The sequence below is a fragment of the Methylobacterium cerastii genome (assembly GCF_022179125.1).
Classification (GTDB): domain Bacteria; phylum Pseudomonadota; class Alphaproteobacteria; order Rhizobiales; family Beijerinckiaceae; genus Methylobacterium; species Methylobacterium cerastii.
On sequence record NZ_BPQG01000066.1, the window covers coordinates 1 to 1,729 of the forward strand.

Annotated in this window: 2 protein-coding genes; both read right to left on the reverse strand. The window is 47.1% G+C overall.

Translation table 11 applies throughout. From position 1 onward, the window contains the following. Positions 1 to 180: transposase (locus tag MFF13_RS19890; protein ID WP_238272800.1), on the reverse strand; the 180-nt coding region annotated here is incomplete at its 3' end. A gap of 360 nt (positions 181 to 540) precedes the next feature. After that, on the reverse strand, positions 541 to 1,452 hold the full coding sequence (locus tag MFF13_RS19895) for a class I SAM-dependent methyltransferase (RefSeq protein WP_238272801.1): 912 nt from the start codon (positions 1,450 to 1,452) through the stop codon (positions 541 to 543). Between the last annotated feature and the right edge of the window lie 277 nt (positions 1,453 to 1,729).

Genomic DNA, 1,729 nt, shown 5'->3' on the forward strand with positions numbered 1-1,729 from the left:
GTGGAACCGGGGGAGGATCAGCAGATGCTTCCACTGCATGCCCGTGCGCAGAACTAGAATGATGCCCGCCAGTGCCGCCCGATCCGAAGAGCGCGGCCGACCACCCTTCGGCTTCTCCGGCACGGATGGAAGAAGCGGCTCGATCACCGCCCAGAGGTCGTCAGGTACAAGAGCGTCCATGCCCGCCTAACCCGCTCAACGCGGTTTTGTCCCGCGCTCTAAGGCTGGTTGCGTAGGGCGGGCCCTCGCGCGCAAACTCGGCGCGGGCGACGGGCCGATCGCAGATCGGTGGGCGTCCACATCGGGGTTCCTGGGTGAGCGTCAGACACTCTCCCAACACCCATGATGCCCGCCGCTTACCCAAAAGCTAACCTGTTCAGCCCGTTATGAAACAGGATCTAAGACCATCTGCAAAGCATAGTCGGCCTAGTTAAACCGTTTCAGCTAAAGTTGGATCTATCAACTGCGGTGATAGAGTATCAAAAGTACAAGACACAAACATCGATTGATAAGATTACGCTGTCGGGACATACAAATTTATTATATGCTTTTTCTGATTATAGCTCCAAACTCGTTTGATCCATGAGGGGTATGATACACACGCTCCACAGAAAGATTGGTCAATCTGGCGGCTTGCAGATCTTTTATAATACTGCGAAAAGATTCAGGGGTGAACTGCCATGCATGAACATCAATATAATTTCCTTGAGAATCTTCGTACTCCTTTCGTGCCGCTTGTTCACGATCTTGACGCAAGTGAGCATGCGGATCACTGCTGTCGCCGGCCCAATGGCGAGCAGAATCGTTGTGCGTCGTCAAAGCACGGTGTTCATGAACTTTAGGCCAAGTGTGAGTTCTTCGCCTTTCACGATGCGCCTCTATAATTTCTGCCAAGCTACTTTCAGGCAAGAGGGCATCAAAACAGTAACGTTTGTCGGGTATTAGCAGTAGATAACGACCGCCCGGGCGTAGAATTCTCTCGACATTGCGCAGATGATTTACAAGATCTGGTTGGTGCTCAACGCAGTGGCTCGATAGGACTATATCAAAATTTTTATTGACTACACCTAAATCTCCAATTGGTGATACAAAATGTATCTCGGGACAATCTTTAGTTGGGTGATTGTGTAGCAGAGCGCGTTCCAGCAAACTTGATCGATTCATTACATCAAAGTATTGAACCTTAGGGCCACGAATAGTCGGTTTAGTAAAGGGGCCTATCTCAAGAATATCAGCTTTGCTATCTACTAGTGCGGTGAAACCTCGTCGATGCGCAGCAGGGCTCGCTAAACGTCCCTCCTCACGTCCATACGCATGGTAATGGGCTGTGAGAGCCTCATTATTTAGTTCTGTCAAATCGTCATTCACAAGCCGATAAAAATTTAGATCTAGTTCGAGAGGAATATCCCCAGGTCGTATCATTGTGGGCAGAAGATTAAACAAATTAACCATTCTACTTATATCCCGCTCCGTTAGAATTCCGTTAGTTCAGGATGGGTAATTAAGGTCAAGATATTATTGTTAACACAATTTCTCATTATGGTATATCGGTAAAATTCTTTCAGAATCTGAAGCAAGTACTAAGCAATTGCTACTGCGAGTGCAGTATATTTTATTTTTAAAAAAAATCATATAAAAATCTAAGCCGCAAAGATTTTTATTACACGGCTTCTGTTGATGCATAATAAGCAAAAACAAAGACAAAATCCAGCGCGGCATCTGCATCGGC